Genomic DNA, 21,056 nt, shown 5'->3' with positions numbered 1-21,056 from the left:
CTCGGGATCGTCAAAGCGGTTGCCGTCATTAAAAGCTAAGAATTCGGCCGGACTTGCCTAAATCGTCTTTCATAAGCCTCTATGAAGGCTTCCGGAATCGGGTCGCTAAACAATGGGAAATCAACCGGTTTGCGTAAGCCGGTGCTTGGCCGGATAGTGCCGCCATCGAGCCCCGGCCGCCATCCGGCTCCGAAAAAGAAAGCACCATACCGCGCCGCAAGCATCGGGGTCACAGGATTAAGAAGGCTTAGAAATACGGAAACTTCCGCTGCGCTGACTGAGGTATCTGCCCTTGAAAAAGACGCAACGTCGAAAAAGGCGTCTATGGCGTCCATGGCATCCCAGACGCGCAAGTCCTGCACCGCTTCGGAATATCGTTTAACATTGTGGTTCTGCTCGACTGTCAGCTTGTCGGCCGTCAGCGTCTCGTTACATCCGGCGTACTTGCGCAAAGCCGTTTCGAAAGCACGAATTCTAGCCGCGGTCTGAAGCAGCCCCTCGATCAGAAAATCGTTGTCGTTTGCGCCAAATGGCTTGGCGATGCTAGCCAAATAGTAGCGCAGCACGTTCGTGTCGATATCTGCTGCCACCTCGTCAGCCCACACAGCGTGGTCACGGCTAGTAGAAAATTTCGCGCCTTCGAGCTTATAAAAGTCCTGAATTGCATGGTTGTATGGAATCGCATAACCGCGCGAGAACAAACTAGCAGTAACGCCGATCGTGTAATAAAACCGGTTATCCTGACCCATGAAGAATACGAGTCTCGTGCTCGCGTTGCGCATAGTGTCATCGAGATCTGCGCCATTTTGCTTGCAGAGGCGTTCGATTCCTGTCTCATAGCACCACAATCCTTCAAACCAAGTCATTAAAGTTTGGCCTGCCACCTCCACCGGGGAGTTCAAAGTCACACCACGGTCGAAATGCCGCGACATCGGCAATGCCATCAGTTTTGACCGTAGCCAGTCAAGTTCTTTGCGCTTTATGGATTCCGGCCATCCGCTCGCCTCAATGGCGTGATCGAGCCCCGGAGCAAATTTTTCAAGCTCAAAATGAACCTGTCGAATCGGGCGCAAGATAAGGCTCTGGCCGCATGTCGTGTGAATCGGGTTGCGTAGTAGATTGTGTTGCAGCGCCGAGCCGCAATCTTCGCAAAGGTTACTATCTGTTGGCGCGTTACAAGCTGGACACTCTCCGACCGCGAGTGAGTCTGCGGCGAACTCTTCGCACGTCCCGCAATACAGTTGCTCTCCGTCGCGCAGCTCAACGTAGCCGGACGCTCTTAGTTGGTCGTAGATCGCCAAGCTGCGGTCTTTGTGGTCTTCGCTTGAAGTCCTTACAAATACGTCCGGTTCAATATCAACTGACCGCAGACACTGCAGAATTTCTTCAATGTGCATGTGTGCGACGTCATCAACCGGCCTGCCAAGCTTTCGGGCTTTCACCAGCGTGTAAGTGCCATGTTCGTCCGCACCTGTCACGTGATAGGCCGCGTTGCCTACCATGCGGTGGTAGCGTACGAACACGTCGGCGAGAAGGTACACGCCACCTATATGCCCAAGATGCAGCTTGCCGTTCGGGCACGGCGGCGCCGAGCAGGCAAAAAAAGTATGTTGGTTTGCTCTCAATTCAATCCCACCATATCGAAAGGAACTTTAAGCTGGTTTGAGGGCTGCTATTTTTGATCGCGTGTTTTTGGTGCGGCGCTATATAGACCATCGTGTCCCCACTGACTGCGGAGGTTTCTCCATCGGATTGAAACACGCCGCTGCCCGAGATCAATACCCAGAGTTCGTGCTCTGGGTGCGAATGAAGATCGACCGCATCGCCAGGTACCACCTCCACAATCGATGTGCCGAAAGCCGTTGCGACTGCCTGCGGTAGATGCTCAAGTAACCGGCACACCAGAACGCCATACTCCTGGCGCATGATTGAGCGGTCGATCTGTTTCGTATACATGTTTGCCTCTGTCCTCTGCCTTCAATCGCGATAGAAAATGCCGTTCGGCGGCTTGAGCTCGTCGATGTTGGAGACCTTGCCCTCGGGAGGGTTGTAGGCGCGTTTCAGTTTGTTGTATTCGGCCCTCGTTGGCCCACCAGTTGAGGCACGCTGGAACACGAGATAAATCACCCTTCGAGAATTTTCACTTTTGTTGGGCTTTGAGTAATGTGGGGCATAGTCGTCAAAGATGAAAATGTCACCGGCCTTCCACGTTACGGGCTCCCAGGCCAGCCTGTCCGCGACCTCGGGGTACATTACGCCGCCGGCGTCCATTGGGAACACGCCCTTTTTGTGGTTCCCGGGGCTGAAGAAAAGCCCTCCGTTGTCTGGGCCGGAATCGTCGATGCCTATTGCAACAATCGCGTGCACCATCCGGTCTGGTAGCTTATGTGGGATATGGTAGATGTCCTGATGCGGGCGATAGCCGCCGCTGTCGGAGTACTTAAAGATCAGCAACTCTTTGAGCATGCGGGCATCTTCCCCCAGTAACTCTTCGACGATCGACTCGATACGGTGGTCAGCCAGCAGTAAATCACGCACGGGGGCGTTAAATTCGAGGAAGTTCTCGACCTTCGAAATGATCCTCCTACCGACAGTTGTTTTTTCGAACCATATCAGCCATTTGTCTTCACTTGTCTCCCAGCACGAAACATCAGCCACAAGAGCTGAAAGTTTATCTCGGCTTTCTAGATCGAGAAATGACTCAATCCTAATGTATCCAACGTCATCCCATGTTGATTTTTGTTCTTTGGTTAACATGTGTAACTCCTTTTTAGATTTAAAGCCGCCTGGTAAAGCTGCGTCGTGAGCAGGCGCCCCGAGCTGCACTGCACTGGAGTGTTATCTTGCGTTTTGTGTCTCTTGAGCGGGAAGTAAACCTAGGCACCCAAGGATCGGCCGATCTGGGACGTTCAGATAGTATTCACGCCGAAGCAGGCTATTGATGATGCGACCGTTTCGGTAGGCGACGAGCGATAGATTCACACTCTGCAAGCCACTTTGGACTGGGGATCGGTTTTGCAGATATACCTGGCCGGGGGCGTTGTCCTCGAATTGAACGGAGTAATCGTCCTTCACGACCGGCAGACCGCCTTCCATAGAAGCGGAAGCCAATAGGCGATCGATAAACGCTAGCGGGCGAGGCTCGAAACCGGTGGCGAGTACGACCCGATCAGCCACTACAGTCGGTCGCTGACAGGTGCCGTGCGAAGCCAACAGCGCGTGCCAACCGTCCGCATGAGGAGACAACTCCTTCATGACGACTGCGGGTAGCAGTTGAATGACATCGTCAATATTGCCAGTCGCGCTGCGGTGATAGATAGTTTCGTAAATGCGGTTGCTCAATTCTGCTGAAATGCCGTCACTGGTGAGTTTTTCGTCGTCGACAATAGTGCGACGTTTTTTAAGTGGCAGCGAATGAAAGCGCTGGCTGTAAGACGGCGTGTATGACACGTTGATAAAAGAGCTGTCATCCCTCGTGAACAGGTTCCCGCGTGACGTCACCCATGTAATTTTACCGATACCCGGACTGCCCAATAGGTGTTCAACAACCTCCGCACCGCTCTGCCCCCCACCAACGACTAATACGCGTTCACCGATGTCGATTTGTGGCCGATCCAGATAGCTCGCCACATGGTAGACCTTCTCGCCCAGCCAAGGTTTGGCGCATTCGGGAATTGTTGCAACGACACCGACGCCAATCGCAACTGAGCGTGCATGGTAGTGATCTCGAGTCGTCGTCACGCGGTAACCCTCGTCTAATCTGGTTACGTCGGTAACCTCCTCCCCAAACCGGAGTTGTGGCAACTGATGCGCAACCCATTGGAAATACTGTGTGAACTCTCTTCGCGACGTGGTCGCGTCGCACCGGTTTACGAAGCTGTACAGCCGTCCATGCACCGCGAGGTAGTTGAGAAACGAAAACGGACTGGTCGGATCTGCAAGTGTCACACAGTCCTTCAGCGGAGATACCTGCAGGCGACTGTTGGGCAGCAGCAGCCCAGGATGCCAATCGAAGCCGCTTTCCTTTTCGAAAAAGGCAGTGCGCAGCGGCGTCGGACACGCGAGTGCTGCAAGACTAAGATTAAAGGGTCCGATGCCTATACCGATGAGATCCAGCACTTGCATAAACACACTTCCTTTGGTTGGGCGGGCACGTGGGCAGCGATACGGAAATCATTATGAAGGACGTCTGTCTCCTACACCGCCCTCCACAATGTCTGACTGGCGATTGCGATGTTGAGAGCGACCAGACCCGCCATCACGAGCATGGCAACGTCGATGCCATAAACAGCAATTAATGTGCCACCGAGATACGGGAATTCGAACGAACCCACGAAAATAAGCGAGTGTAAAGACTTGGGAGGCCGTTGAGATTGACAGACCACGTTCGCCAGCGAGGTTCACCACCATCGCATTCAAGGTCGAATAAGTGAGACCGTAGCCTATCGCAAAGAGAACGGTGGCGACGACGTACAGCAGCTCGCTTCCCGGGTTCAAAACCAAAAGTCCGATCCCAATCAGTGTCGTCACGAAGAGGGTGAGTGCTAGGCGCCCAAGCGGCAACTTACCGATCATACCCGCGACGGAGAATCGCAATGTGACAGTCGTGACGGTGAATGTCAGAAAGAAGACATTCGGTGAGAGTCCGCGCGTTTCGGCATATATGCTTTAAAACGTGGACAGGCCTGCGAACGTACAAGCACCGATCGCCAACATGACCACCGGCAACACCGTTCTCCCCCACAAAATAGACATGGTCGTCGGATCGGATAAGCGACGGCGCTGGTAGAAAGTTGCGGCTGATGCTGATCTGAACCCTTCAAACTGGACCAATTTTGGTTAGAGTTTTCCGGTGCATTTTCCTGGCTGGGAAAGGGACCAGAAGACGATGAAAGCGTCGCAGTTTTCGGACGCTCAGAAGGCGTTCATTCTGAAGCAAGGTGATGAAGGCGTGTCGGTTGCTGAAATCTGCAGGAAGGCGGGGATCAGCCAGGCGACTTATTTCAACTGGAAGAAAAAATACGCGGGCATGCTGCCACCGGAGATGAAGAGGCTGAAACAGCTCGAGGACGAGAATTCGCGCCTGAAGAAGATCGTCGCGGATCTGACGCTGGACCGCGAGATGTTGCAGGATGTCATCCGCCGAAAGCTCTAAGGCCTGCTCGGAAGCGGGAGATGGTGAAAGGCATGTGCTGCGATTGGGCGATCTCGATCCGACGTGCTTGTGGAGCGTTGAACTTCGATCGATCAACTCACCACTATACCTCTCGCCGTGCTGATCAGGCCGGTCTGGAACGTCGTATTCGCGAGATCTGCGAGATCCGTGTGCGGTACGGCTGTAAGCATCCGGTGAAGGACGCAGGTCAGGCCGCTTGAGCATCCAGCGCCGTCGGCGTCCAGTTCCACGGAAGCAATTGTTCCAGTTTGCTCGTCGGCGTGTCAGCGATGTTGGCGAGGACATCAGCAAGCCAGGCTTGCGGATCGATGTCGTTGAGCTTTGCGCTCATGATCAGCGTCGCCATGAAGGCTGCGCGATCAGCACCACGATCCGATCCGGCGAAGAGCCATGACTTCCTTCCGAGAGCAAAGCCTCGCAGCGCCCGCTCGGCTGCATTGTTCGTCAGGCAAATTCTCCCATCTTCCAGGAATGACGTGAAGCCGTCCCAACGCTTCAGCATGTAATCGATAGCCTCGGCGACAGGAGAACTGCGCGACAGCTTTGCCCGCTCGGTCCGCATCCAGTCCTCGAGTTCTTTGACGAGTGAGAGGCTGTCGATGCGACGGCGCTGCAGGCGTTCGTCGGCGGCAAGCCCGTTGATCTCCCGCTCGATGTCGAACAGGGCATCGATCCGTTTGACAGCCTCCAGCGCCAGCGGCGAGATCGGCATGGCACGGCTGCCGCGTTTGGCATTCGTGGCAATGTCAGCGAGCACAAAGAACTTGCGGCGTGAGTGCGCCCAGCACAGTGCCTGCGTCAGCGGATCGGGATCGCGGTCAACCTTGAACAGGGGATTGTAGCCGCCATAAGCATCCGCTTGCAGAATGCCGGTAAAGGTCTTCAGGTGGCGCTCGGGATGCTCCTGCCGCCGGTCCCGCGACGCATAGTAAAGAGCTGCCGGTGGTGACTGCCCGCTGAACGGTCGGTCATCCCGGACATATGTCCAGATGCGCCCCGTATCGGTTTTGCCTTTCGCCAGGATCGGCACGGTGGTGTCGTCGCCATGCAGCCGCTCGGCGGCCAGAACATGCGCCTCGATCAACGAATGAATGGGCTTCAGCGCCGCCGCGCAAGCACCGACCTGGTCGGCCAGTGTCGATAAGCTGAGGTCGATCCCCTCTCGGCCATAGCGCTCGCTCTGGCGGTTCAGCGGTTGATGCTGGGCGAACTTCTCAAACAGGATCATCGCCAGCAGGTTCGGCCCGGCAAAACCGCGCGGCGTCACATGGAAAGGTGCGGGCGGCTGAGTGATCTTCTCGCATTCGCGGCAGGAGAACTTCTCCCGCACAGTCTGGATGACTTTCCACTGGCGCGGGATCACCTCCAGCGTCTCGGTGATGTCCTCGCCGAGCTTCGACAGCCTGGCGGAACCGCAGCAGCGGCAACTCGTCGGGGCGGCGATGACGACGCGCTCGCGCGGCAGGTGTTCGGGAAACGGCTTCCGTGATGGACGCTTTCGCTCGAACGCCCGGACTGTAGAAGCCTTGGCAGCAATCTCCGCCGCCAGTTCGTCTTCACCAGCGTCGGCTTCGAGTTCCTCGAGTTGCAGCTCCATCTGCTCGAGAAGTCGCGCCTTGCGCTCGGACCGGCTGCCGTAAAGTTCACGGCGAACCTTCTCGATCTCCAGCTTCAACCGCGCGATCAGCGCTTCTGAATGTGACACGAGCGCCTTGGCACTGGCGGCTTCCGCCTCGGCTTTCATACGCCAGGCACGCTCTTGCGCCAGCAGTGCAAGCGCACTGGCAAGATCGTCAGGAAGCTGTTCGGCCGCATCGTTCATGGTAGGATGGAATCATATTCGACCCAGCCATTCCAGTGCTTTTGCTCATCCTGCCGACGTCGGTCGCCAGGTTTTTTGCGGCATCCGCCAGTCTATACCTTCCAGCAGATAACCGAGCTGCGCCGGTGTGATCACCACCGATCCATCTGCCGCCGACGGCCAGACGAAGCGTCCGCGTTCAAGCTTCTTCGTAAACAGGCAGGCTCCCTGGCCGTCATGCCAGATGACCTTGATCAGGCCACCACCGCGACCGCGGAACACGAACAGGTGTCCGCACATCGGATCGCGCTTCAGCGTCTCCTGCACCATCAGCGATAGGCCGGGGAAGCCTTTGCGCATGTCCGTATGGCCTGTCGCCAGCCAGACCTTCACACCACTCGGAACCGGGATCATCTCCGTTCCAGCACGACATCGAGAATACGGCCCAGCGCCTCGGTATCGATGTCGCTGTCCACGCGAATACGACGGCCCCGACCCAGCTCAATCGTCACATCGCTACGCTTCCGGCGGGACTGCGATGGGGCAGGCGGCCCCGAGGGAATGGGCGTGGCTGGAGGCGCGGCCTCGGATAGGATCACCGGCACCAACGTGCTCGCCGTTTCCGTCTTCGGCTCCTCGATTTGGCAAAGCTCCTTGCGCCAACGGAAAAGCTGGCTGACATGGATACCGGCCGCACGGGCAATCTCGGAAAGCACCGCATCTGGCTCAAAGCAGGCCGCAACAAGCCGCTCTTTGTCTTCCCGAGACCAGCGCCGTCGGCGCTCGACAGACGTGATCACTTCAATCGGATGCTTCGTCATAGGACTACTCCTAGTGTTTGCACTAGGACTTCCGATGTTCGTCTCAACCTCGCAAGACGGCCCTCACCGGGCGCTTACGTACGGCTATCGCCGCGTGCATGTGCTGTTGGAACGCGAGGGTTGGGGCACCAACATCAAGCGAACCTACCGCATTTACAGGGACTTGGGGCTACAGTTGCGGAACAAGACACCGAAGCGGGGGGTAAAAGCCAAGCTTCGCGAGGATCGGCACATGGCCGTCGGACCCAACGACGTCTGGGCGATGGACTTCGTTCACGACCAACTCGCAACGGGTAAGAAACTGCGCGTGCTGACGGTGGTCGACACCTTCTCGCGCTACGTGCCGGTGCTTGATCCACGTCATAGCTATAGAGGCGAAGACGTTGTGCAAACCCTTGAACGGGTGTGCCAAAAAGCCGGCTATCCGAAAACGATCCGTGTCGACCAAGGGACCGAGTTCGTGTCGCGCGACTTGGACCTGTGGGCCTATTCCAAGGGTGTGACGTTGGACTTCTCACGCCCCGGCAAGCCGACTGATAATGCTTTCATCGAAGCGTTCAATGGCCGCTTCCGTGCAGAATGCCTGAACCAGCATTGGTTCCTGACCCTTGCGGATGCCCGCGAAAAGATGGAGGATTGGCGTAGATACTACAATGAGGAAAGACCTCATGGTGCGATCGGCAACAAGGTGCCGATCTCGTTGGTGAATTCGGGAGGCGCAACCAGCCCGCCTCCCTGAATGAAGCCGGAAAACTCTAGCATCCGGTGGTCCAACGTTTGGGAGCGTTTCAAGACCGCCGAGGCTCTAATCGCCGCCGGATGAAAATTCAGTGGCAGGTCATTTGGTCTCGATGTTGCACAAGGAGCCAATTCCAGCGGCCACGAAGTACTTGGTATGCACCCGTGGGAACAACATGGGCGCTTCAATTGAACGGAAACTCAAATTTATGGCTGGCTCTGACAAATTACGGACGATCAGCGATAGTTCGGGTCTCCAGCGGGATTGCAGCATGAGGCCGGCAGTCAATACCAAAGGACATTACTGCGACTTCGCCGAATGCCGGTAATAGACATCCGCCAGAATGTGGTGGTCATGGCGGTAGACTTCGGCCATGATATTATAGAGGCTTGGATCGTGAGCCTCGAAATCTTCTGATGTGGCAATGGTGAGATTGCCTCGGCTGTAAGCCAAGTTCGTATTGAACCAAAATCGCGTGCCCTCGGCCCAATACTCATCGACGTTGTTCTCCATATAGGAACACGCCCAGAGGCCTTTCTCGTAGGCGTGCGAATAGGCACGTTCAACTCGTGCAACGAGATCAGGATCTACCGTGCGCAGCGCGTTGAAAATATTATGTGAGAATTCGTGAACAAGAATGTTCCCGCCGTAATACCGCGTGCCCGGCACGCCCATCAAATTCTCCACAGCTCCCGTCGTGTAGAGCCCGCCCATGCCGCGCGCCCTTTGTGCCCAGTAGTCTCGGGCAGTCATCTTGCCGATCGTGTTGGCGTAATCCCGCCGCTCGTCAGGGGTGAGACGTGGATCATCGGGAAGAGGCTTCTTCCAATCCCGCTGCTCGGGAATATCAGTCGTCGTCTCGTCAATTGCCATGACGCCCACCCGCGCTCCAGCCTGGATTAAAGCATCGCGGACATCACGGCGTTCTGACAACATGTAGAGGACAATGTCACGTGAGATCAATAGTGCCGTGTCTGGAACCTTGTTTGACGAAATAATAGGTATGCCCGCTGCGTCAGCATATTTGGCATAAAATGGATCCAGATTGAGTGATGTCGGTGGGCTGCGAACTATGAAAGTCTCGAAACTCGATACATCAGCCGCGGACAAAGGCGAGTCAGATAAGACATTCTCAGCGCCGCCGAGTCTGCCTGCGGATGCAGCAAGAAGGTACCCACCGCACAACACCATCCCCATCGAGCATACATCCATCATCGTGACCTCTCGTTAACGGCTGTCTTTCGTGAGACGACGCAACAACCGTGCCAGTCACTAAGTATTTCCTCGGGGGCTCATCGGCGCCGCCGGCTCTGTACCAGACCATGTGCGTGACGATCGGCATCCGGTGACCAGGGTATGACGATCACCTCATACCGTTATCTAGGAGAAAATTGCGATCTCGCGGCCGCCTCGCCAGTCCTGGGAGGCGTTTGCTGTGTCCGGGGTCCTAAAAGCTTGCACCGGAAACGCACTGATCTGCGAATCCATTCCTGTACCCATCATCTTCTCCCGAGGTCGGGATCGCCAGGCAAGTATGTCCTCTGGCAATCTTCGCCGATACCCAGCGTGCCGGTCCATGGGCTGCGATAGCCAAAGCGAACCAGGGCGTTTTGCGAGGGGAACCCCTTTCAGATTCAACAGGAGAATGCTGCTGCCTATCGCCGCGTCCCATTTTGTGTGGAATCAGACTGTCGCAAACCGAACATTCCGAAAAAACCCCTCCGCCAGGTCGGGTCGTTCGACGACTTTCGACGCCGGGATAGACCAGCCCGGTTCCGCCGAGGGTTCTAATGTGATCTCGACAATTTGCCTGATTATCGCCGAAAACGTCTTTGGCTTGCTTCTGCCTGAGTAGCGAGCCTCTCAGTCATGGTCAACTTTTCAGTTCAATGTCCTGGATGCCTGATCAAGATGATCCAGCATGATGGACAAGGCGGCATGTTCACGAAGAAGTTGGAGCCCGGCCGCTTCATCTGGCGTCGGCAGCCGATGGCAGGCCGATTGATTGGAACGCATCCATTGGACGGATGAGTTCCATCCAAACAAATGATTTCACCAGCTTATACCAGTGCCATTAGAAGCGCCCCAACGAGTGCGTATCAAGTAGTTGCTCTGTCGACGCCTGGACAGAGTATTAAGTGGAGGTTTAGGTATGAGCCCTCAGGTGCGGTGGAAAGTGTGCTGGGAAAACGAGTTGGAGCTCTCTGACCACACGGAGCTCGCAGATTTCTTTCGGAAGACCTATGGGCCAACTGGAGCTTACAACGCCCTTCCATTCGAAGGTGCTCGTAGTTGGTCAGGAGCTAGGCCCGAGCTTCGCGTAATAGGCTATGATGCGCACGGTGTGGCCGCTCACATGGGGTTGTTGCGTCGTTTCGTTCGGGTTGGCGAGGTCGATCTACTCGTATGCGAGCTTGGATTGTGGGGCGTGCGTCCAGATCTTGAGGGGTACGGCATTAATTCGATGCGCATTGTTTACCCAGTGCTGCAGCAACTTGGCGTTCGGTTTGCGTTCGGCGGTGTTCGGCAGGCGTTGCGCAACCTTGTTCTCAGGCTCTGCCGAAATGGTCTTGCGACGGTTTTGGAAGGGGTACGCGTGCGATCCACCCTTGCCGATGTTTATCTCAACCTCCCGCCGACGCGCTGTGAAAACGTAATTTTGGTAGTATTCCCAATAGGATGCTCAATGAGTGATTGGCCATCGGGGACCTTGATCGAGCGGAATGGCCCTGAGCTATGAAAGAGCATGGTCCCATAGCTGAAGTTATCCGAAGAGACGGTGGCGGCCCAGTGATCGGTGCGTCTATTTAACCCTCGATGACGGACCGACCCACACGATGACACATCCCGCACCTTTCGATCTGCGAACGCTTAGACGTCAAGCGTGAGATATTCGAGACAAGCAGGACCATCAGGAACATATGCCCCGAAGCCTCGGTACCGCAATCCGGGCACCTGGTGGAAGTATGAACATCATCGGCTAATGCCGTATTTTTGCGCGCTCGCGGGTTCACGATCCGCGCTCCTCGTTCGACCCGCTAACTGACGCCACTGCCGCAGAGCACGGCATCGGAGCCTGCGCACAAGCGCACTGCCGACCATACTGCGATGGCCGACAACCCAGATCTTCTTGTTGGACAAGTCGTACACTCAGAGCTCTTCCCGGCTGTTCAGGGCCTTCCAGTGCTTGACATCCTCGCGCACCATCTCGGCGACGAGCTCCTGAACCGGGGCCTTGTGTTGCCAGCCCAGCTTCTGGCGGGCCTTGGTCGGATCACCGGCAGAAGATCAACTTCCGTCGGGCGGAGGTATCGAGGATCGACTTCAACAAGGCAGGCACCGGACGCGGAGTCGTAGCCAGTCGACGCCGGACGCCTTCCATTCCAAAGTAATGTTCAAGTCGGCAAAAGCCCGCTCGAGAAATTGGCCGACACTCGTCGTCTCGCCGGTCGCCAAGACGTGGCCATCCGGTTTGTCCTGCTGCAGCATGCGCGACATGCCCTCGACATACTCACGTGCGTGGCCCCAGTCGTAGCTCCTGGCGCTGTTTTTGGCCAGCTGTCGGGCGCGGCGGGCCTGCGCGATCGAAGTTGGCTTGTTCAGCCACAAGGCGAAGCTCTATCACTGGGCGCTCGCAGCGTCTCCCGTGCGATACGCCATTTCTCTCTTGGCTACAGGGATGTGCGATTGTCTCCTGTTTTCAAAGCTCTTTGTCCTGCTGATGGTCGCGGTCGCGCTGGCGCGCGGTCGACCTAGACATGTCCTGCGATTGATGAATCGATTGTGAGGTGACGAGAGCGACCGAAGCTGATTCAACATCCACAGCGGAGAGGTGGATGATGGGACAGGCCCTGAGCGATGATCTCCTAATACGGGTTTTGAAAGCGTCTGCGGCGGGCATGTCGGCTCGACAGGCTGCGGCTCGTTTCGGAGTTGGGATTTCGACGGCGATCCGCTGGATTGAAGAGCGAAAGAGGGTGAGTTAACTGCTCTGCCACAGAGCTGGAGACGACCTTCGGCAGTGGATGCACACGAGGAATTCGTTGTCGCGTTGATCAACGAGCGTAGGGATGTGACGCTCGATGAGATGGTTGAGCGCTTGTCCGTCGAGCGGCAGGTGAAGATCAGCCGCAGCGCACTTGGCGCCTGGCTTCGAGGCCGTGGGTGGACCTTTAAAAAAAGACCGCACACGCACTGGAGCAGGACCGACCGGACGTCCTGAAGCGCCGGCGCGCCTGGTTCGATGGTCAATTGGACCTCGATCCGGAGAAACTGATCTTCATCGACGAAACCGGCCTCTCGACCAAGATGTCACGTCTGCGCGGACGTGCATTGCGAGGTGAGCGTTTGCCGTGCCGGCGTGCCGCACGGCCATTGGAAAACAACGACTTTCACCGGTGCGTTGCGCCTCAGCGGAATGACCGCCCCATTCGTCTACGATGGCGCGATGAACGGCAACGTCTTCCTTGCGTATGTCGAACAGGTGCTGGTGCCGCCCCTGGAGATCGGCGACGTCGTCATTATGGATAACCTGCCTGCACACAAGATAGCCGGTGTCCGCGATGCCATCGAACGTGCCGGCGCCAAGCTCATGTTCCTGCCGCCCTATAGTCCGGACTTCAATCCAATCGAGAACGCATTCTCGAAGCTGAAAGCCATGTTGCGAGGCCGAGCCGAGCGAAAGATCGATGCTCTATGGGATGCGGTCGGGGCCTTGATACCTCGCTTCACTGCGGCAGAATGCGCAAACTACCTTAAGGCCGCTGGATATGACCCAGATTGAGCAGGATTTGCTCTAGCGGTGCAAGTGATGCCATCACGACACCGTCTGTCGGCTTTGTCTGATCGGCGACATTAGGTTTGTTTGGCAGTTTCCTGTGGTGGTTCGGAGTAACTTTCTGAAACCCAACAAAAGGATCTTTCCTTTGGCTCGATCGGCCCACATGGCACGGGTTTTGAAGATTGCCATGCGAGGCGGCGCGAGCTGCCTGCCTTTTACTCAGCGATGGATGGAACGAAAGAAGGAAGGCGATATGTCAGATTTGCGTCAAATCGCATTTTACGGCAAAGGGGGGATCGGCAAGTCCACCACCTCCCAAAATACGCTCGCAGCGCTTGTCGACCTCGGGCAGAAGATCCTGATCGTCGGATGCGACCCGAAAGCCGACTCCACCCGGCTGATCCTGAACGCCAAAGCACAGGACACGGTTCTGCATCTGGCAGCGCAGGAAGGTTCGGTGGAAGACCTTGAGCTCGAGGACGTGCTCAAGGCCGGCTACAAAGGCATCAAGTGCGTGGAGTCCGGCGGTCCGGAACCGGGCGTCGGCTGCGCCGGGCGCGGCGTCATCACCTCGATCAATTTCCTTGAAGAGAACGGTGCATATGACGATGTCGACTACGTCTCCTATGACGTGCTCGGCGATGTGGTGTGCGGTGGCTTTGCGATGCCGATCCGTGAGAACAAGGCCCAGGAGATCTACATCGTGATGTCCGGCGAGATGATGGCGCTCTATGCCGCCAACAACATCGCCAAGGGCATCCTGAAATATGCCCATTCCGGCGGCGTGCGGCTCGGCGGCCTGATCTGTAACGAGCGCCAGACGGACCGCGAGCTCGACCTCTCCGAGGCGCTGGCTGCCAGGCTCAATTCCAAGCTCATCCACTTTGTGCCGCGTGACAACATCGTCCAGCACGCCGAGCTCAGGAAGATGACGGTGATCCAGTACGCGCCGGACTCCAAGCAGGCCGGGGAATATCGGGCGCTAGCCGAGAAGATCCATGCCAATTCGGGCCAAGGGACCATTCCGACCCCGATTACCATGGAAGAGCTCGAAGACATGCTGCTCGACTTCGGCATCATGAAGAGCGACGAGCAGATGCTGGCCGAATTACAGGCCAAGGAGTCAGCGGTGGTTGCGGCTCAATAACTGCCGCTGTCGACAGGACGCGCTGGCCCTTGAGCCAGCGCGTCCTTCCACGAAAGACGCTTCGGCGACGACGACCTAACCCGAACCTTGAAAGGGGGCAGGGGCCCATGAGCCTTGATTACGAGAATGACAGCGTTTTGCATGAAAAGCTCATTGCGGAAGTGTTAGCGCAATATCCAGACAAGGCGGCGAAGCGCCGCAAGAAGCACCTCAGCGTCGCAACGAGCCGCGACGAGCCTGGCGATGAGCCGAAGGCCCTTTCCGAATGCGACGTCAAATCGAACATCAAGTCCATTCCGGGCGTGATGACGATCCGCGGCTGCGCCTATGCCGGCTCCAAAGGCGTGGTATGGGGGCCGGTCAAGGACATGGTCCACATCTCGCACGGGCCGGTCGGTTGCGGTCATTATTCCTGGTCGCAACGCCGCAACTACTACGTCGGCCTGACGGGCATCGACACGTTCGTGACGCTGCAGTTCACCTCAGACTTCCAGGAAAAGGACATCGTGTTCGGCGGCGACAAGAAGCTTGAACAGGTCATCGACGAGATCGAGGAGCTTTTCCCCCTCAACAACGGCATCAGCGTGCAGTCGGAATGCCCGATCGGGCTGATTGGCGACGACATTGAGGCGGTGTCGCGCAAGAAGGCCAAGGAGCACGAAAAGACGATCGTGCCGGTACGCTGCGAGGGCTTCCGCGGCGTCTCGCAATCGCTCGGCCACCACATCGCCAACGACGCCATCCGTGACTGGGTTTTCGACAAGAACGAAGTCGAGTTTGAGACCGGCCCTTACGATGTCAACGTCGTCGGCGACTACAATATCGGTGGCGACGCGTGGGCTACGCGTATTCTATTGGAGGAGGTGGGGCTGCGCGTGGTCGGCAACTGGTCGGGTGATGCCACGCTCGCTGAAGTCGAGCGCGCGCCAAAGGCCAAGCTGAACCTCATCCACTGCTACCGCTCGATGAACTACATCTGTCGGCACATGGAGGAAAAATACGGCATCCCGTGGATGGAATACAATTTCTTTGGTCCGTCCCAGATCGAAACCTCCCTGCGCGAAATAGCCAAGCACTTCGGTCCGGAAATCGTCGACAAGACCGAGGCTGTCATCACCAAGTACCGGCCCCTGGTCGATGCTGTCGTCGACAAGTACCGGCCGCGCCTCGAAGGCAAGACGGTGATGCTCTATGTCGGCGGCCTGCGTCCTCGCCACGTCATCACGGCCTATGAGGACCTCGGCATGCGGATCGTCGGCACCGGCTACGAGTTCGCCCACAACGACGACTATCAGCGCACCGGCCATTATGTGAACAAGGGTACGCTGATCTATGACGACGTGACCGGTTACGAGCTGGAAAAGTTCATCGAAGGCATCCGCCCCGACCTTGTTGGGTCCGGCATCAAAGAGAAGTATCCGGTGCAGAAGATGGGCATCCCCTTCCGCCAGATGCACTCCTGGGATTATTCCGGCCCGTATCACGGCTATGACGGCTTCGCCATATTCGCCCGCGACATGGATCTGGCCATCAATAATCCGGTGTGGGATCTCTACGACGTCCCCTGGAAAAAAGAGGCCGCGCCAGCTGAGGCGGTTGCGGCCGAATGAGAGCCTGGCCTGTCTTGGGAAGGGGCAGGCCAGGCTCTTCCCATCGGACTTGATCCGCACTCGTGACAGATGACATCCCATTGCCGCCACCGGTGCGGCGCGATGAAAAGAAAGGTGCTTACTATGCCGCAGTCGGCGGAAAAAGTTCTCGACCATGCTCCCCTGTTCCGCGAGCCGGAATACAGGCAGATGCTCGCCGAGAAGAAAGCCAATTTCGAATGCCCCCACCCGGATCAGGTCGTTGCCGATCAAAACGACTTCACGAAGACCTGGGAGTATCGCGAAAAGAACCTGGGCCGCGAAGCCCTGGTCGTGAACCCGGCCAAAGCCTGCCAGCCGCTCGGTGCCGTCTTCGCAGCCGCAGGCTTTGAGCAAACGATGTCCTTCGTCCATGGCAGCCAGGGCTGCGTCGCTTATTACCGTTCGCATCTGTCGCGTCACTTCAAGGAGCCTTCATCGGCGGTCTCGTCCTCGATGACGGAGGACGCGGCAGTGTTCGGCGGGTTGAAGAACATGGTCGACGGGCTCGCCAATACATACAAGCTCTACGATCCGAAGATGATCGCCGTCTCGACCACCTGCATGGCCGAAGTCATTGGAGACGACCTCCACGGCTTCATCGAAAACGCAAAGAACGAAGGGTCGGTCCCGCACGACTTCGATGTTCCTTTCGCCCACACGCCTGCCTTCGTCGGCAGCCACGTCGATGGCTATGACGGCATGATCAAGGGCATTCTGGAGAACTTCTGGAAAGGCAACGAGCGGAAGGAGGTTGCTCAAGCCATCAACATCATTCCCGGCTTCGACGGCTTCTGCGTCGGCAACAACCGCGAACTGAAGCGCCTGCTCGACATGATGGGCGTATCCTACATCTTCATCCAGGATGCCTCCGACCAGTTCGACACGCCGTCTGACGGTACGTACCGCATGTATGACGGCGGCACGAAGATCGAGGACTTGAAAACGGCGTTGAATGCCGAAGCGACCCTGTCGCTGCAGCACTATAACACGCGCAAAACGCTGGAATATTGCAAGGAGGTCGGTCAGGTTACGGCTTCGTTCCATTATCCGCTGGGTGTTCAGGCGACCGACGAATTCCTGATGAAGGTCTCGGAGATTACCGGCAAGGAAATTCCTCCGACAATCGGCCTGGAACGCGGCCGTCTCGTCGACGCTATGGCAGATAGCCAAGCCTGGCTGCACGGGAAGAAATACGCGATCTACGGCGATCCTGACTTCGTCTACGCCGTTGCCCGGTTCGTCTTGGAAACCGGCGGTGAGCCGACCCACTGCCTTGCTACCAACGGCACGTCGGCCTGGGAAGCCGAGATGAAGGCGTTGCTCGCATCCTCGCCCTTCGGCAAGGATGCCCAGGTCTGGGCGGGCAAGGACCTGTGGGCGTTGCGCTCGCTGCTCTTTACCGAGCCGGTTGATCTTATGATCGGCAATTCCTATGGCAAGTATCTCGAGCGCGACACCGGCACCCCATTGATCCGGCTGACCTTTCCGATATTCGACCGGCACCATCACCACCGTTTCCCGCTCATGGGCTACCAGGGCGGCCTGCGCGTCCTGACGACGATCCTCGACAAGATCTTCGACAAGCTCGATCGCGAGACGAGCGAGCCGGGTGTGACGGACTATTCTTACGACCTGACCCGCTAGGAGCGGCGGCGGTCGGCCTTGTGAGGCCGGCCGCCTTCATCTGAACTTGGAGACCGCAATGCCCTTGCTCAATGCTAAAGTCCAGGATGTCTTTGACGAGCCTGCCTGCGAGAAGAACCGCAGCAAGGATTCCAAGGCGCGCAAAAACGGCTGTTCGAAGCCGCTGATCCCCGGGGCGGCAGCCGGCGGATGCGCTTTCGATGGCGCCAAGATCGTGCTGCAGCCGATCACCGACGTCGCGCACCTGATCCATGGGCCTCTCGGCTGTGAGGGCAATTCCTGGGACAACCGCGGATCGGCTTCTTCAGGTCCCACGCTCTGGCGCACGAGCTTCACGGCGCTGACCGAAGCAGGCGCCATTGAAAAGAAGCCTTTCGATGAGGAGGACTAAGAAATGGGTACATTGACAGGAAGTACGAATGGCCCTGCTGTCAACGAAGATGGGGATCTCGCCACCCCTTTTCTCAGATGCCTGATAAGGCTCATCCGCGCTCAGGATGCCCATGGGGCGTGGGAAGGCAAATCGGACACTGACCTGCTGGCCGACTTCATCCTCACCAAGGAGCAGCGCCGTAAGATCCCGATCATAGGCGATCCGGATCCTGATGTGCTGTGGAGGCTACAGAACTTTTACAGTTGCGTGGGGCTTGTGATCGAAGAGTGCACAGGCCTGTTGGCATCGCCGATCATGACGATCGGCCATGAGGGCTTCGGCCGCTTGCTTTTGACGACTGGACGGTTGGTCGTTCTGTCGAAGACCCTGCGCGATGTCCACCGGTTCGGCTTTGAGACGCTAGGCAAGCTCGCCGAGACCGGCACGAAAATGGTCGATGACGCTATTGAAGTTATCGAAACCTATCCCGACGTGGCGCGGGCATCATGAAATCAATTTTCGAGGAAAGAGATCATGTCAGACATTGTGGAGCAGCTGAAGAAGGTCCGCAAGCTGCAGTCCCGCGCCGCCGCTGCGAAGATGGAGTTGCACGATCTTGCCGAGGACCTTCCGATTAATTGGGCTAGAATCAAGACCATAGCAGGAGAGACGTTCGACGCCTTCGCCGAGTTGAACGCTGCGAAGGAAGAGCTCGCTGCATTGGAGAATTCACGATGACTGGCCCTTTCGTCACGCGCGACGGCTCCAGCTGGGTGCCGGAGTACCTGACCTGCATCGATGCTACAACCTGCATCGGCTGTGGCCGATGCTTCAAAGCCTGCTCTCGCGAAGTCATGCACCTCTATGGCGTCGGTGAAGCGGGTGAAATCCTCGGCATCTGCGACGACGAGGAGGAAGACTTCGATGGCGAGCTCAATCGTATGATCATGGTTGTCGATGAGGCCGGCCGCTGCATTGGTTGCGGCGCCTGCGCGCGCGTCTGCCCGAAGAACTGTCAGACCCATGTCGCGGCAGACAAGGTTACTGCGTGATCTCGCGAACAAGTCAACGCTGTTACCTTCAGATCGTTTGTTGTCTCCTGCTGCTCGTCGTCTGCGCAAACGAACGAACGTAGTTACTTCGTGTGGCATTCCATCCACAAAGTTGGCGCTGCGATGGTGGCTAGTTCGTCGCTTCTTTCAATAGGACTTTTTTAAAAGCGCGAAGTGGCGATCGCTGTCTCGTCGCCCTCGGCGATGAACTTATCCGGTTGCCAAGGCAGATGCCCCGCGATTGGATCGCCACAGATCGTGCCGTTCGTGTCCCATGCCTGATCCGCGGATGCGGCGGTTCTAATCAATGGCGGCCGGTGCAAAGAAGGCACTGCAATTGCACGCAATGTCTCGCGCAAGCTGACCGTCAAGGTAAGCACCAGTGCGCAGCTGACGGAGGCACTTGCGGCGAGGACCGCAACGCCACTTTCCACCCCGCAGGCTCAATACGATCCGACACAGGACGATCCTGAGCGCGGTTGAATTACATGCTAATTCCCTTGTCCCCAGCGCAACCGTCGACATTTCTCGCAAATGTCGGGCATCCGCCACTTTTGTCAGGTTTGTCGTGATTGGAACGTTTTGTTCGCCGGTCTCTCCGTCAAATACACATCAACCTGCCCTCAACCCGCCCATTGATAAAAGAAAATCATCTTCTTGGCGCGTCGGAGCAGTTGGCATGGTGTTTGCTGATCCCTGGTTACAAGCGGCAGAAAGCAGTCTGCATGATGCCGGTTCATGAAACGAACGGAACGGAGGCCACCTGACCGTTCGTCATCGGATCCGCGTTCTACCAAGCGGCCATGCATCCGCCGGCGGAAGGGTCAATCCCGATGTCACAGCTTGCAACCAACTCAAAGAGAAGGAAAATGCAATGACCAAGATTTCCGAAAGATCCTTTGAAACGATCGAAAACCCGGGGTCATCGTCGCTCAAGGTGCCAGATCAGTTCGGCGCATCTGTTGAAAAGGGGAACAAGAAGGTGACAGAGGCTTTTTTGAAATTTGCGTCCGGCGCTGAAGCGACACAGAAAATGCTGCCTCCGATCCTCGAAACGACAAGTCTATTCGGCAACGAATTGTGGTGGAAGACGATCGCTGCACTGCAGGCCGACGCCGAGGCCAGCTTCTCACATTTGCAAGCTTTGCTGGGCGCGAATTCGCCGTCGCAGATCCTCGAACAGCAGTCGACCTTTTTCCGCAAGCGCGTTGAGACAAGTTTGCAGCACGCCAAGGAAGTCCGGGTGCTCTCAAGCAGGGCGGTGGAGGAAATCTCAAAGCCGGTCAAGGATGCTTTTGACAAGGTGCTGACGGACCTCAAGGCGACGTAAAACTGAGGAGACCCTAGAAATACCGCGCGGTGATCTGCCCGGTGAAGAAACACCTGAAGTTCGCACTCGCTTCGATGACCGCCCGGTAACCCCGATCTTTCCCATTCATCTTCTGTGCACGGCTGATGCGCGGGACCATGTCTATGGCGCTTATATTCGCGCCCGAATGCAGAGCCCGCTTGAGCAACTCATTGTTGGCTGCGGGATAGAAGAAAGCGATTAGCGTCTTTTCAGGCGACAGCAGGGCGACCTCATTGATCGAGGCGCACCTTGACGATCACGTCGGCGGCCGCGGCGAGGGCCTGTGGAATTGGAAAACGACCACGACTTCCGCGTTTCGGTAGGCTTCGCTCGAGATTCCCGCCGTTAGGCCGGCACCAGTTCCACTGGCGATCAACAAACTATCGCCGGGGGCCAGCGCATGGAGCGAGCCGAAACCGTGGGATGGCTCGACCGGCGACAGCACGCGGACACCAATTTGTTTCACCCGTTTTGCGTATCAGTCATTCTTGCTCATTTCCTTGTGGCACGTCTCTTCGAACAGCCGGGACCGCGGCTCGAC

General features: G+C 57.1%; 17 protein-coding genes and 5 pseudogenes. 12 read left to right on the top strand and 10 right to left on the bottom strand.

All coding sequences use genetic code 11. The annotated features are described in order from the left end of the window. Nucleotides 1-35 precede the first annotated feature (35 nt). From AMC88_RS27040 to AMC88_RS27025, 4 genes are all read right to left on the bottom strand, one after another. The gene (locus tag AMC88_RS27040) at nt 36-1,625 is read right to left on the bottom strand and encodes a class I tRNA ligase family protein (protein WP_011053481.1); all 1,590 of its coding nucleotides are present in this window, start codon (nt 1,623-1,625) and stop codon (nt 36-38) included. Between the two features lies 1 nt (nt 1,626). After that, the gene (locus AMC88_RS27035) at nt 1,627-1,956 is read right to left on the bottom strand and encodes a cupin domain-containing protein (RefSeq protein ID WP_004677772.1); all 330 of its coding nucleotides are present in this window, start codon (nt 1,954-1,956) and stop codon (nt 1,627-1,629) included. A 21-nt stretch (nt 1,957-1,977) separates the two neighbouring features. After that, nucleotides 1,978-2,757 carry a phytanoyl-CoA dioxygenase family protein gene (locus AMC88_RS27030; RefSeq protein WP_029875810.1) on the bottom strand — a complete coding sequence of 260 codons (780 nt, stop codon included), beginning with the start codon at nt 2,755-2,757 and terminating at the stop codon, nt 1,978-1,980. Nucleotides 2,758-2,838: 81 nt separating this feature from the next. Further along, on the bottom strand, nt 2,839-4,125 hold the full coding sequence (locus AMC88_RS27025) for a lysine N(6)-hydroxylase/L-ornithine N(5)-oxygenase family protein (RefSeq protein ID WP_010009012.1): 1,287 nt from the start codon (nt 4,123-4,125) through the stop codon (nt 2,839-2,841). Between the two features lie 763 nt (nt 4,126-4,888). Here AMC88_RS27025 and AMC88_RS32690 point away from each other — a divergent pair. Then, a pseudogene (locus AMC88_RS32690) lies at nt 4,889-5,337 on the top strand (IS3-like element ISRel21 family transposase); the annotation flags it as partial. Between the two features lie 26 nt (nt 5,338-5,363). Here the strand turns inward: AMC88_RS32690 and tnpC are convergent. From tnpC to tnpA, 3 genes are read right to left on the bottom strand one after another with little or no spacing between them, the layout of a single operon-like run. Then, nucleotides 5,364-6,998: an IS66 family transposase gene (gene tnpC, locus AMC88_RS27015; RefSeq protein WP_029875830.1), complete on the bottom strand. Its 1,635-nt coding sequence runs from the start codon at nt 6,996-6,998 to the stop codon at nt 5,364-5,366. 45 nt (nt 6,999-7,043) lie between these two features. Next, nucleotides 7,044-7,391, bottom strand: coding sequence for an IS66 family insertion sequence element accessory protein TnpB (gene tnpB / locus AMC88_RS27010; protein ID WP_008536947.1), 348 nt, complete (start codon nt 7,389-7,391; stop codon nt 7,044-7,046). Then, the gene (tnpA, locus tag AMC88_RS27005; protein WP_029875829.1) at nt 7,388-7,798 is read right to left on the bottom strand and encodes an IS66-like element accessory protein TnpA; all 411 of its coding nucleotides are present in this window, start codon (nt 7,796-7,798) and stop codon (nt 7,388-7,390) included. Before tnpA ends, tnpB begins: the two co-directional genes overlap by 4 nt. Nucleotides 7,799-7,877: 79 nt before the next feature. Between tnpA and AMC88_RS27000 the strand changes: the two are divergent. After that, a pseudogene (locus AMC88_RS27000) lies at nt 7,878-8,537 on the top strand (IS3-like element ISRel21 family transposase); the annotation flags it as partial. A gap of 300 nt (nt 8,538-8,837) precedes the next feature. On the opposite strand, the gene AMC88_RS26995 reads toward AMC88_RS27000, so the two are convergent. Continuing rightward, on the bottom strand, nt 8,838-9,752 hold the full coding sequence (locus tag AMC88_RS26995) for a hypothetical protein (RefSeq protein ID WP_010034735.1): 915 nt from the start codon (nt 9,750-9,752) through the stop codon (nt 8,838-8,840). 937 nt (nt 9,753-10,689) lie between these two features. Between AMC88_RS26995 and nodA the strand changes: the two genes are divergently transcribed. Beyond that, on the top strand, nt 10,690-11,277 hold the full coding sequence (nodA, locus tag AMC88_RS26990) for a nodulation N-acyltransferase NodA (RefSeq protein WP_004679687.1): 588 nt from the start codon (nt 10,690-10,692) through the stop codon (nt 11,275-11,277). 410 nt (nt 11,278-11,687) lie between these two features. Here the strand turns inward: nodA and AMC88_RS33805 are convergent. Further along, nucleotides 11,688-12,146, bottom strand: a pseudogene (locus tag AMC88_RS33805) (GDP-mannose 4,6-dehydratase). Nucleotides 12,147-12,376: 230 nt separating this feature from the next. On the opposite strand from AMC88_RS33805, the pseudogene AMC88_RS32675 reads away from it, so the two are divergent. From AMC88_RS32675 to AMC88_RS26935, 9 genes and pseudogenes are all read left to right on the top strand, one after another. Continuing rightward, nucleotides 12,377-13,320 (top strand): annotated as a pseudogene (locus tag AMC88_RS32675) (IS630 family transposase). A 250-nt stretch (nt 13,321-13,570) separates the two neighbouring features. Next, nucleotides 13,571-14,464 (top strand): nitrogenase iron protein, encoded by an 894-nt coding sequence (nifH, locus tag AMC88_RS26970; protein ID WP_004675840.1) that lies wholly within the window; start codon nt 13,571-13,573, stop codon nt 14,462-14,464. Nucleotides 14,465-14,571: 107 nt separating this feature from the next. Then, a complete protein-coding gene (gene nifD, locus AMC88_RS26965) occupies nt 14,572-16,074 on the top strand; it encodes a nitrogenase molybdenum-iron protein alpha chain (RefSeq protein WP_064820025.1) in 1,503 nt (500 codons plus the stop codon). A 123-nt stretch (nt 16,075-16,197) separates the two neighbouring features. Next, on the top strand, nt 16,198-17,739 hold the full coding sequence (gene nifK / locus AMC88_RS26960) for a nitrogenase molybdenum-iron protein subunit beta (RefSeq protein WP_018247184.1): 1,542 nt from the start codon (nt 16,198-16,200) through the stop codon (nt 17,737-17,739). A 58-nt stretch (nt 17,740-17,797) separates the two neighbouring features. Further along, nucleotides 17,798-18,100: pseudogene (locus AMC88_RS26955) on the top strand (nitrogenase component 1); the annotation flags it as partial. Nucleotides 18,101-18,133: 33 nt separating this feature from the next. After that, entirely contained in the window at nt 18,134-18,622 is a 489-nt protein-coding gene (locus AMC88_RS26950; protein WP_009991126.1) for a NifX-associated nitrogen fixation protein, read from the top strand. A gap of 24 nt (nt 18,623-18,646) precedes the next feature. After that, on the top strand, nt 18,647-18,850 hold the full coding sequence (locus tag AMC88_RS26945) for a CCE_0567 family metalloprotein (RefSeq protein WP_009991124.1): 204 nt from the start codon (nt 18,647-18,649) through the stop codon (nt 18,848-18,850). Then, nucleotides 18,847-19,164: a ferredoxin III, nif-specific gene (gene fdxB, locus AMC88_RS26940; protein ID WP_004677870.1), complete on the top strand. Its 318-nt coding sequence runs from the start codon at nt 18,847-18,849 to the stop codon at nt 19,162-19,164. Before AMC88_RS26945 ends, fdxB begins: the two co-directional genes overlap by 4 nt. An 874-nt stretch (nt 19,165-20,038) precedes the next feature. Beyond that, entirely contained in the window at nt 20,039-20,494 is a 456-nt protein-coding gene (locus AMC88_RS26935) for a phasin (RefSeq protein WP_010024976.1), read from the top strand. A gap of 13 nt (nt 20,495-20,507) precedes the next feature. Here the strand turns inward: AMC88_RS26935 and AMC88_RS32660 are convergent, their stop codons facing one another. Continuing rightward, on the bottom strand, nt 20,508-20,738 hold the full coding sequence (locus AMC88_RS32660) for an NAD(P) transhydrogenase subunit alpha (RefSeq protein WP_225880318.1): 231 nt from the start codon (nt 20,736-20,738) through the stop codon (nt 20,508-20,510). Nucleotides 20,739-21,056: the final 318 nt, after the last annotated feature.

The sequence above is a fragment of the Rhizobium phaseoli genome, assembly GCF_001664385.1.
Lineage (GTDB): Bacteria > Pseudomonadota > Alphaproteobacteria > Rhizobiales > Rhizobiaceae > Rhizobium > Rhizobium phaseoli.
Note: the sequence above shows the minus strand (reverse complement) of the source record. Positions and strands in the feature narration are given on the sequence as shown.

What these genes read in the sequence shown, in the direction of transcription:
- AMC88_RS27035 (WP_004677772.1), bottom strand. Translation starts at nt 1,956, where the DNA reads ATGTATACGAAACAGATCGACCGCTCAATCATGCGCCAGGAGTATGGC.
- AMC88_RS27030 (WP_029875810.1), bottom strand. Translation starts at nt 2,757, where the DNA reads ATGTTAACCAAAGAACAAAAATCAACATGGGATGACGTTGGATACATT.
- AMC88_RS27025 (WP_010009012.1), bottom strand. Translation starts at nt 4,125, where the DNA reads ATGCAAGTGCTGGATCTCATCGGTATAGGCATCGGACCCTTTAATCTT.
- tnpC (WP_029875830.1), bottom strand. Translation starts at nt 6,998, where the DNA reads ATGAACGATGCGGCCGAACAGCTTCCTGACGATCTTGCCAGTGCGCTT.
- tnpB (WP_008536947.1), bottom strand. Translation starts at nt 7,391, where the DNA reads ATGATCCCGGTTCCGAGTGGTGTGAAGGTCTGGCTGGCGACAGGCCAT.
- tnpA (WP_029875829.1), bottom strand. Translation starts at nt 7,798, where the DNA reads ATGACGAAGCATCCGATTGAAGTGATCACGTCTGTCGAGCGCCGACGG.
- AMC88_RS26995 (WP_010034735.1), bottom strand. Translation starts at nt 9,752, where the DNA reads ATGATGGATGTATGCTCGATGGGGATGGTGTTGTGCGGTGGGTACCTT.
- nodA (WP_004679687.1), top strand. Translation starts at nt 10,690, where the DNA reads ATGAGCCCTCAGGTGCGGTGGAAAGTGTGCTGGGAAAACGAGTTGGAG.
- nifH (WP_004675840.1), top strand. Translation starts at nt 13,571, where the DNA reads ATGTCAGATTTGCGTCAAATCGCATTTTACGGCAAAGGGGGGATCGGC.
- nifD (WP_064820025.1), top strand. Translation starts at nt 14,572, where the DNA reads ATGAGCCTTGATTACGAGAATGACAGCGTTTTGCATGAAAAGCTCATT.
- nifK (WP_018247184.1), top strand. Translation starts at nt 16,198, where the DNA reads ATGCCGCAGTCGGCGGAAAAAGTTCTCGACCATGCTCCCCTGTTCCGC.
- AMC88_RS26950 (WP_009991126.1), top strand. Translation starts at nt 18,134, where the DNA reads ATGGGTACATTGACAGGAAGTACGAATGGCCCTGCTGTCAACGAAGAT.
- AMC88_RS26945 (WP_009991124.1), top strand. Translation starts at nt 18,647, where the DNA reads ATGTCAGACATTGTGGAGCAGCTGAAGAAGGTCCGCAAGCTGCAGTCC.
- fdxB (WP_004677870.1), top strand. Translation starts at nt 18,847, where the DNA reads ATGACTGGCCCTTTCGTCACGCGCGACGGCTCCAGCTGGGTGCCGGAG.
- AMC88_RS26935 (WP_010024976.1), top strand. Translation starts at nt 20,039, where the DNA reads ATGACCAAGATTTCCGAAAGATCCTTTGAAACGATCGAAAACCCGGGG.